Here is a 7,894-nt window from a genome sequence, read left to right on the forward strand (position 1 = left end):
GCGGTCAAGGAGAGCACGTGTCACCCATTGAGGTTGCAGGCTTCATCACCGGCGCACTCTGCGTGTGGCTCGTCGCCCGCCAGAACCACTGGAACTGGCCCATCGGCATCGCCAACAACGTCGCGTTCCTCGTGCTGTTCTGGACCAGCGGCCTGTACGCGGACTCGGGCCTGCAGGTCGTCTACATCGCACTGGCGCTCTACGGCTGGTGGGCGTGGCTGCGCGGTGGCGACCAGCACAGCGCCCTCTCGGTGACCCGGACGACGCCCCGCCAGTGGATCTGGCTCGCGGTCGCGGGCGTGCTCGGAACCGTTTTGCTGCACTGGATCCTGGTGTCGTTCACCGAGTCCACGGTGCCGTTCTGGGACGCCGTCACGACCGTCCTTTCGCTGCTCGCGACATGGGGGCAGGCGCGCAAGAAGGTCGAGTCCTGGTGGCTGTGGATCGCCGCGGACGTGATCTACGTGCCGCTCTACGCCTACAAGGACCTTTATCTGACAGCGGTGTTGTACGTGGGGTTCATGGTGCTCTGTGTGATTGGGCTGCGGTCGTGGACGAAGGACGTGGTGCGCGTATGAAGGAGTTCGGCCACGCACTGGTGCTCGGCAAGTTCTACCCACCGCACAACGGCCATCACCACCTGATCGAGACGGCGGCGTCACGCAGCGAACGCACGACGGTCACCGTGCTCGCCGCGTCCACCGAACTGATCCCGCTCGAACACCGGGTGCGCTGGCTGACCGAGACCCACCAGGACACTCCGGGCGTGCGGATCATCGGCGACCTCGACGACCACCCGATGGACTTCGACTCCGACGAGGTCTGGAACCTGCACGTCGAGCTGACCCGTGCCGTCCTCGCCCGGCGCGCCATCGCGGATGGCGAACCGGGCAAAGCACCCGTGGACGTCGTGTTCTCCAGCGAGAAGTACGGCGACGAACTGGCGCGGCGACTCGGCGCGCAGCACGTTCTCGTCGACCTGGACCGGCTCACGCACCCGGTCTCGGGGACGGCGATGCGCACCGATCCCATCGCGAACTGGCACCACCTCGCGCCCGCCACCCAGCGCGGACTCGGCTGGAAGGTCGTGGTGGTCGGCGCCGAGAGCACCGGCACGACAACACTGTCCAGACAGCTCGCCGACCACTTCGGAGCGCCCGGGATCCCCGAGTACGGCCGCGAGCACACCGAGCTCAAGCTGGAGTCAGCACGAGCGTTCGATCCGGAAGCCACCGTGGACAGTCTCGTGTGGACGCTCGGCGACTTCGAGGACGTTGCCCACGAACAAGAACGTCGCATTCACACCGAAACCGCTCCACTGGTCATTTCGGACAACGACGCGTTCGCCGCGACGGTCTGGGGCGAGCGCTACCTCGGTTTCCGCCCGGACATCTGCCAAGGCACCGAGCCGGACCTCTACCTGCTGACCGACCACGTGGGCGTTCCGTTCGAACAGGACGGCTGGCGTGACGGCGAACACCTGCGCGAGTGGATGACGGGCCTGTTCGAACGCGAGCTCACGAAGCGCGGTGTGCCGTGGCTGAAGCTGACGGAGGACAGGTTCGCGGCGGCCGTAACGGCCGTCGAACACCTCATGAGGCAGGATGTTGCGCGTGGGTCACGGTCACGGGCATAGCCACGCGCTGAAGGACGAAGAACCTGCGTCGCAGCGCGTGCGCACGTTGCTGATGTGGCTGCTGGTGCCGTTGGCGCTCGCCACGATCGTCGGCGCGGCGCTGCTCTACCCGTTCGGGCACGAGCAGAAGACCGGCGCGGCGATCGGGCTGCACCAGAAACCGGTCAGCGCGGTCGTCACGGGCGTGCAGGAAAACTGTGGCGAGAAGTGCATCGCGGTGACCGTGCGCATGACCGACGGCGACGCGAACGGGCAGAGCATCACGATCCCGAGCCCGCACGGCCCTGGCGCGCCGCACTTCCAGCTCGGCGACGAGGTCGTTCTGTCCTATTCGGGCAGCCAGCCCCAGGCCGCCGAGTCGTACCAGATCGTGGACTTCCAGCGCGGCTGGTCACTGGTGATCCTGGCCGTGCTCTTCGCGGCGGCCGTGCTCCTGCTCGGACGCTGGCAGGGGCTCGCGGCGCTCGGCGCGTTGCTGCTGAGCTTCGCGGTGCTCGTGCTGTTCGTGATGCCGTCGATCCTGGCCGGCGAGAACCCGCTGCTCGTGGCGGTGGTCGGCGCCGGGCTGATCATGTTCGTGGTGCTCTACCTGACGCACGGCATATCGGCGAGAACCTCGACCGCCGTGCTCGGAACGCTGGTCAGCCTCGCGCTGATCGGCGTGCTGGGCGCCCTGTTCTCGGCGGTCTCGTCGCTGACCGGGCTCGACGAGGACACGATCAACCTCGTCACCGTGCTCGGCACCGACATCGACACGCGCGGGCTGCTGCTGGCCGGCACGCTCATCGGCGCGCTGGGCGTGCTCGACGACGTGACCGTCACGCAGACAAGTGCCGTGTGGGAGCTGCGTCGCGCCAACGACAAGCTGACGTGGCGCGAGCTGTTCGCGGCCGGGTCGCGGATCGGGCGCGACCACATGTCGTCCGTGGTCAACACGCTCGTCATGGCCTACGCGGGCGCGGCGCTGCCGTTGCTGCTGGCGATCTCGCTGGCCGGGCGGTCGCTGGGCGAGATCCTGACCGCGCAGCAGATCGCGCAGGAGATCGTCCGGACGCTGGTCGGCAGCATCGGCCTGGTGGCGGCGATTCCGGTGACGACGGCCCTGGCCGCACTCGTCGCGGTACGCCAGGAGGTCGCCCCGGTGGCGGCGCCCGAACCCGAGCCAGAGCCAGAGCCCGAACCCAGGACCAAGACCGTGAAGCGCGCGAAACCACAGCCGAAACCGCGGCCCGCGCGCATCGAGGGCGACCTCTTCATCGGCTACGACCCCGACAAGGGGCCGTGGGAGCGCCCTAGTGAGCCAGGAGCACGAAGAGCAGCGCCAGCACGCCCGGCACCACCTGCACGAAGAAGATCTTCCGGCTCGCCGTGAACGTGCCGTAGATGCCTGCGACGATCACGAACACCGTGAACAGCACCGACGCGCCGAAGTCCTGCCGGATCAGCGCGTAGATCAGACCGGCGGCGAGGAAGCCGTTGTAGAGGCCCTGGTTCGCGGCGAGCGCCTTGGACTCCTGGGCGAACTCCGGCGTGAGACCGAACGCCTTCTGGCCGCGCGGTGTCGTCCAGAGGAACATCTCCAGCACCACGATGTAGATGTGGATCAACGCCACCAGGGCGATCAGGATGTTCGCGATTACCTGCACTTAGGTCCTCCTCTGGAGCAACACGACCGATGAGACAATAGAGCAGTGGGAAGACAGCGGCCCGACACCGAGGCGATCACCGAGTCGATCGACTCCGGCACGGCCGAACTGGTGCCCGACCTGGGTGGCCGGAACTCGTGGACGTTGCGCGTCAACGGAACCCCACAGTCTCATGTGGACCTGGACGACCCGACGTATCTCGAGTTCGAGTACGTCCGCCGCCTGGGTCACCTGATCGACCTGGTGGCGCCTTCCCGCGTGCTGCACCTGGGTGGTGGCGCGCTCACGCTAGCGCGTTACGTGTCCGCGACAGTCCCTCGAGCGTCTCAGCAGGTGGCCGAGATCGACGCCGGCCTCATCGCCTTCGTCCGCCGCGAGCTCCCGCCGCCCCGCGGTGTGAAGATCACCACTGGCGACGCGCGGGCGGTGCTCGTCAAAGCGCGCCCCGCGACCTTCGACCTGATCGTCACGGACTGCTTCGCGGGCGCACGGACACCCGCTCACCTGACGTCGGTCGAGTTCGTGCGGCAGGCGTCGGCGGCGCTGGTCGAGGACGGCGTCTACGCGGCGAACATCGGCGACGGCAACGGACTGCAGTTCGCACGCGCCCAGTGCGCGACCGTGCGCGCGGTGTTCGAACACGTCTGCGTGCTGGCCGAGCCCGGCGTGTTCCGCGGCCGCCGGTTCGGCAACTTCGTGATCTTGGCGTCGCACACCGGGTTGCCGATGCAGCAACTGATGCGCGCCACGGCCGGAGACCCGTTCCCCGGACGCGTCGAACACGGCACGGGGCTGACGAAGTTCATCGGCGGTGCGCCGGTCACGACCGACGAGACGGCGACGCTGTCACCAGCGCCACCGTCCGGCCTCTGGGGCACCTAGTCGAGCGAGGTCACGAACTTCGAGACGGCCTCCGGATGGAGCTTCTGCGCCATCCGCCCGGCCGGCGCCAGCGACCCCAGCCGGTACAACGGCCGCTCGGCCGCGGCCAGCCCGCGCGCCTCGGCCCGCAGCTGAGCCACGAGCAGCTCCGAGAACACCAGCCCGGGCGTGTCACCCCGGGCCGCCAGCGAGTCCGCGAGCCGGCGCAGCTGGTAAATGCCCAGCTCACGGCCACCGGTGCCCGCGTACATCGACAACGCGATGTTGATCGCCTTCTTGCCGCCGCGCACGAACAGGCCGACGGTCCGGGCGCCGCGCAGGTCCGTGACCAGCAGGTCCAGGGCATCGGCGGTGGCCAGGTCGACGGTCCGGGTCCCGAAGGCGCGCACGCTGACGCGCGTGCCCTCCAGCCACATGGTGCGACGGGCCTCGGACATCGCCAGCAGCACCACCGGCACGGCGACGATCAGCGCGGCGATGACACCCGGCCACCGCCCGCCGATCAGGCCCACGATCGCGCCGAACGCGAGGGCGACCATGACGCCGCCGATCGCGACCATCCGGGCGCGCTTGCGGACCGTCGCCTTGTCGAGCAGGTCGAGAACCAGCCTGTCGCCCGTGCTCTTGTCGTCGGAGCTCACGGGGTCTCTCGCACCGCCTCGGCGACTCCCGCGACTGGCGCCGCGATCGCCGCCAGCGTCTCGGCAGCGTCCCTGGCCGACACCATCGTCTTCCCCACCGCCGCGACGACGTCGGCCAGCGGCACCGTCACCTGGTCGCCCGTGGCCAGCGTCTTGATGCCGATCTGCCCGGCCTCCAGGTCGCGCTCCCCGAGCACCAGCGCGAACTTCGCCCCGGACTTGTCCGCAGCCTTGAAGCCCGCCTTCATCGACTTGCCGCCGTAGACGAGGTCCGTCCGCACCCCGGCGGCGCGCAACTCGCCCGCAATCGCCACGAGGCGGGCCCGCGCGGCCTCGCCCAGCGGCACGCCGATCACGTCGACGCGGCTGAACTCCGGCAGCACGCCCTCGGCCTGAGCAGCCAGAAGAGCGCGGTCGACACCGAGGCCGAAGCCCACGCCGGACAGCTCCTGGCCACCGAGCTGCGCCATCAGGCCGTCGTAGCGGCCACCGCCGCCGATGCCCGACTGCGCGCCCAGCCCGTCGTGGACGAACTCGAACGTCGTCTTCGTGTAGTAGTCGAGGCCGCGGACCATGCGCGGATTCTCGACGAACTTCACGCCCAGCTCGGTCAAGTACCCCTTGACGAGCTCGTAGTGCTCACGGCACGCGTCGCACAGGTGGTCCACCATCAGCGGCGCCTCGGCGACGAGAGCACGCACGTCGGGCCGCTTGTCGTCGAGCACGCGCAACGGGTTCAGCTCGGCGCGCTGACGGGTCGCCTCGTCGAGCGGCAGCCGGGACAGGAACTCCTGCAGCAACGCCCGATACGCCGGACGGCACGACGAGTCACCCAGCGAGGTGATTTCCAGCCGGTACCCGGTCAGGCCCAGAGCGCGGAACCCGGCGTCACCGACGGCGATGACCTCGGCGTCGAGCGCGGGGTCGTCCACGCCGATCGCCTCGATGCCCACCTGGTGGAACTGCCGGTACCGGCCGGCCTGCGGGGCCTCGGCGCGGAAGAACTGGCCCGCGTAGTAGAGCTTCACGGGCAACGAGCCGCGGTCGAGGCTGTGCTCGATCACGGCCCGCATCACACCGGCGGTGCCCTCGGGGCGCAGCGTGATGGACCGGTCGCCGCGGTCGAGGAAGGTGTACATCTCCTTCGACACGACGTCGGTGGACTCGCCGACACCGCGCGCGAACAGCGCCGTGTCCTCGAAGACCGGCAGCTCGACGTAGCCGTAGCCCGCGAGCTCGGCGGCACGGGTCAGCGTCGACCGAACGTGCACGAAAGCGGCGGACGTCGGCGGGATGTAGTCAGGAACGCCTTTGGGTGCGGAAAACACGTCTCTCAAAGTCCTCGGTGCGGGGCGGCCGGAGCGTCCTGCAGCTGAAGCAGGTAAGGGTTCGTCGCACGCTCGCGGCCTATGGTCGTCGTCGGGCCGTGGCCGGGCAGCACCACCGTGTCGTCGGGCAAGGTCAGGACCTTGTTCTGCAGAGACGACAGCATGCGCGAGTGGTCACCGCCAGGCAGGTCGGTGCGTCCGATGGAACCGGCGAAGAGCGTGTCACCCGAGATCACCAGGCGACCCCCTTCCTGCGCGCCGGAGCGGAACATCACCGACCCGCCGGTATGGCCCGGCGTGTGGTCGACGGCGATCTTCAGCCCGGCGAGGTCCAGCTCGACCCCGTCGTTCAACGAGCGGACCTCGGACGGCTCGCGCATCTCCAGGTTCCCGCCGAAGAACGCGGCCGACTCGCGGCTGATGCCCTTCAACGGGTCGGCGAGCATCTCGACGTCGTCCGGGTGGATGTAGGCGGGGATGTCGTTGCCGTCGCAGACCGGGGTGACGGAGAAGGTGTGGTCGAAGTGCCCGTGCGTGAGCAGCACGGCGACAGGCGCGAGACGGTGCTTGCGCAGGGCCTGCTCGATCGGCTCGACCGCGTCCTGACCGGGATCGATGATCACGCAGGGCTCGCCCTCACCGGTCGCCAGGACGAAGCAGTTCGCCTGGAGCGCACCAGTCGGGAACCCGATCACGAGCACGAAAATGACCTCCTCTGCTAACGACAGCCTAACCACCACACAAAGCTCATATGCCCAGGCCCTAGACTCCCGAGCCGACCGCCCTATTCGCATGAGTCCCTGGGGAGGGAGCACGTGCCCACCAACGAGCAGCGACGCGCGGCAGCCAAGCGCAAGCTTGAGCGTCAGATGGTCTACCGCCATGAGCGGGCCAAGAAGCGTCGCATCATCGCCGTCGTCTCGACGGTCGTCGTTGTTGCGCTCGTCGGAGGTGGTGTGTGGTTCCTCGCGACTCACGACTTCGGCAACGGTGACGCGGCCGCGTCGGAGACTCCGCAGAAGGAGTCGGTGGACAAAGCCGAGAACATCCCCACGGCGATGCACCAGATCCCGAAGCGCCCTCAGGCGCTCCCGGAAAAGGTGAACTGTGAATACACGAAGGGCCAGGAGCCGGCGGCCAAGGAGAACACGCCGCCCGCGAACGGCGAGCAGCCCGCCACCGGCACCGTCGGGGTCACGCTCGGCACCTCCATCGGTGACCTGAAGTTCAACCTCGACCGCTCGCTCGCGCCGTGCACGGTCAACAACTTCGTGAACCTGGCGAAGCAGAAGTACTTCGACAACACGACGTGCCACCGCCTCGTGGTGACCGGTATCCAGGTCCTGCAGTGCGGCGACCCCGGCGGCAACGGCATGGGCGGCCCCGGCTACTCGTTCAAGGACGAGGTCTACCCGGAGCTCACCTACGGCCGCGGCGTGCTCGCCATGGCGAACTCGGGCCCGGACACGAACGGCTCGCAGTTCTTCATCGTCTACGGCGACGGCTCGAACCTGCAGCCGAAGTACACGATCTTCGGCACGGTCGACGAGGAGTCGCTGAAGAAGGTCGACGAGGTCGCGAAGACCGGCACGATCTCGCAGTCGCCCGGCCAGGGTGACGGCAAGCCGAAGACGCCGGTCGACATCAAGTCGGCGCTGGTGGCCAACTAGAGCCTGTCCTGTAAGCAGCTGATCAGGGCGTCTGGTATTTCTCTGCGGTGGTTGGTCGTGGTGAGTTGACGGATCGTGCGTGGGCTGCGAT

General features: G+C 68.4%; 8 protein-coding genes and 1 pseudogene. 5 read left to right on the forward strand and 4 right to left on the reverse strand.

Annotated elements, in window-relative coordinates; translation table 11 throughout:
* Positions 1 to 17: 17 nt before the first annotated feature.
* The 3 genes from pnuC to ABZ345_RS43310 are packed head-to-tail and all read left to right on the forward strand — an operon-like array spanning position 18 to position 3,008.
* Positions 18 to 578 carry a nicotinamide riboside transporter PnuC gene (gene pnuC, locus ABZ345_RS43300; RefSeq protein WP_359860896.1) on the forward strand — a complete coding sequence of 187 codons (561 nt, stop codon included), beginning with the start codon at positions 18 to 20 and terminating at the stop codon, positions 576 to 578.
* The gene (locus ABZ345_RS43305; RefSeq protein ID WP_359860898.1) at positions 575 to 1,636 is read left to right on the forward strand and encodes an AAA family ATPase; all 1,062 of its coding nucleotides are present in this window, start codon (positions 575 to 577) and stop codon (positions 1,634 to 1,636) included. The genes pnuC and ABZ345_RS43305 overlap by 4 nt, the downstream gene beginning before the upstream one ends.
* Before the next feature lie 37 nt (positions 1,637 to 1,673).
* Positions 1,674 to 3,008: a YibE/F family protein gene (locus ABZ345_RS43310; protein ID WP_359860900.1), complete on the forward strand. Its 1,335-nt coding sequence runs from the start codon at positions 1,674 to 1,676 to the stop codon at positions 3,006 to 3,008.
* On the opposite strand, the gene ABZ345_RS43315 is transcribed toward ABZ345_RS43310, so the two are convergent.
* Entirely contained in the window at positions 2,929 to 3,282 is a 354-nt protein-coding gene (locus tag ABZ345_RS43315; protein ID WP_359860902.1) for a DUF1304 domain-containing protein, read from the reverse strand. The two genes, ABZ345_RS43310 and ABZ345_RS43315, sit on opposite strands and share 80 nt — an antisense overlap.
* Before the next feature lie 45 nt (positions 3,283 to 3,327).
* Between ABZ345_RS43315 and ABZ345_RS43320 the strand changes: the two genes are divergently transcribed.
* Positions 3,328 to 4,164 (forward strand): fused MFS/spermidine synthase, encoded by an 837-nt coding sequence (locus ABZ345_RS43320; RefSeq protein WP_359860904.1) that lies wholly within the window; start codon positions 3,328 to 3,330, stop codon positions 4,162 to 4,164.
* Here the strand turns inward: ABZ345_RS43320 and ABZ345_RS43325 are convergent.
* The 3 genes and pseudogenes from ABZ345_RS43325 to ABZ345_RS43335 all read right to left on the reverse strand — a co-directional run bounded on the left by ABZ345_RS43325 (position 4,161) and on the right by ABZ345_RS43335 (position 6,834).
* The gene (locus ABZ345_RS43325) at positions 4,161 to 4,805 is read right to left on the reverse strand and encodes a hypothetical protein (RefSeq protein WP_359860905.1); all 645 of its coding nucleotides are present in this window, start codon (positions 4,803 to 4,805) and stop codon (positions 4,161 to 4,163) included. The two genes, ABZ345_RS43320 and ABZ345_RS43325, sit on opposite strands and share 4 nt — an antisense overlap.
* 83 nt (positions 4,806 to 4,888) lie before the next feature.
* Positions 4,889 to 6,142: pseudogene (hisS, locus tag ABZ345_RS43330) on the reverse strand (histidine--tRNA ligase); the annotation flags it as partial.
* Positions 6,139 to 6,834, reverse strand: a complete 696-nt coding sequence (locus ABZ345_RS43335; protein WP_359860907.1) for an MBL fold metallo-hydrolase — start codon at positions 6,832 to 6,834, stop codon at positions 6,139 to 6,141. The gene ABZ345_RS43335 and the pseudogene hisS, both read right to left, overlap by 4 nt.
* A gap of 114 nt (positions 6,835 to 6,948) precedes the next feature.
* On the opposite strand from ABZ345_RS43335, the gene ABZ345_RS43340 reads away from it, so the two are divergent.
* Entirely contained in the window at positions 6,949 to 7,803 is an 855-nt protein-coding gene (locus ABZ345_RS43340) for a peptidylprolyl isomerase (RefSeq protein ID WP_359860908.1), read from the forward strand.
* The last annotated feature ends 91 nt before the right edge of the window (positions 7,804 to 7,894 follow it).

The sequence above is a fragment of the Lentzea sp. NPDC005914 genome (assembly GCF_040629405.1).
GTDB lineage: Bacteria > Actinomycetota > Actinomycetes > Mycobacteriales > Pseudonocardiaceae > Lentzea.

What these genes read in the sequence shown, in the direction of transcription:
- ABZ345_RS43305 (WP_359860898.1), top strand. Translation starts at nt 575, where the DNA reads ATGAAGGAGTTCGGCCACGCACTGGTGCTCGGCAAGTTCTACCCACCG.